At 62.5% G+C, this 877-nt stretch carries 3 protein-coding genes; 2 read left to right on the top strand and 1 reads right to left on the bottom strand.

The genetic code is table 11. The annotated features are described in order from the left end of the window. The first annotated feature begins 68 nt into the window (after nt 1–68). On the top strand, nt 69–353 hold the full coding sequence (locus tag ACU8YC_RS25075; protein WP_446895972.1) for a hypothetical protein: 285 nt from the start codon (nt 69–71) through the stop codon (nt 351–353). A 69-nt stretch (nt 354–422) separates the two neighbouring features. Further along, on the top strand, nt 423–581 hold the full coding sequence (locus ACU8YC_RS25070) for a hypothetical protein (protein WP_446895971.1): 159 nt from the start codon (nt 423–425) through the stop codon (nt 579–581). Between the two features lie 77 nt (nt 582–658). Here the strand turns inward: ACU8YC_RS25070 and ACU8YC_RS25065 are convergent. Further along, nucleotides 659–877 (bottom strand): hypothetical protein (locus ACU8YC_RS25065; protein ID WP_446895970.1); only part of this gene is annotated, 219 nt, incomplete at its 5' end.

Raw genomic sequence — 877 nt, 5'->3', positions numbered from 1 at the left:
CGCCACGGCCAAGCTAGACGTGTACAATTCGTCTCCGATCAACGTAGCGATTCGTAAGTGATCCTCACATGTCTACCAGTCGTACCCTCTCCAAGGAGGCGCAAGAAAAGATCGTAGAGCGATTTCTTGCCCAACGTGAGCGCTCACGTGTTCGCTCTGCGAAACTTGCACAGAGCAAACGCGATGCAGGCATGGTGAAAGTCTCGTTCTGGGTACCCAAAGACGAAGCGGCCGACTTCCGCAAAGCCTTTGCAAAGGCGGTAAGCGGCGCACCCGATGATCGCACCGGAGGCGCTGCACTCCAGGATCACCAGGAACCTCACCGTGAGCACTACGGTGAGAACCACGGGTGATTTACCGATAGTCTCACAGATCTGCTTGCGCTATACTGTCGTGTAGCGCAAGCCGTGGAGGAAGCATAGATGAGCGACGCGAGCGCAGCCGTGAACGTCAAGCTGATTATCATGGACACGCTCGTGAGAGCCGGCCAGGGTCGAACCGTGACGGCTCATCACCTGATGAACCGGCCCGGCCTCGACTTGCCGAGCCAGCGAACGGCATGTGAGGAGGCCAATGAGTAAGGCTTCCGCATCATCCCAACCGCGACGCGCTGGCAGTACCGGTCGCGGTGTCACGTCACCGCTGCGCCCCTGCGGCGCTAGGCCGAGCGGGCGCGATCGCCGGCGAACCACGCCCACCAGGGAGCCTTCGGCCGGCGTTCGTCGGTGAGCGCCAGCCGCTGCGCCTGGGTGCGCCACTCGTCGCGCTCGCCTCGCAGCTCGTCGGCGCGGGCTCGCATCTCATCGAGGCGTTCGCGCAGAAGTCGGACCTCGACGCTCAGAGCGGCCATTGCAGCCGTCTCAGCTGGCTCAGGAGG

Source organism: Citrobacter sp. VF227 (genome assembly GCF_052950715.1).
The sequence above is the reverse complement of the archived record's forward strand: the minus strand, read 5'-3'. Positions and strand labels throughout refer to the sequence as shown.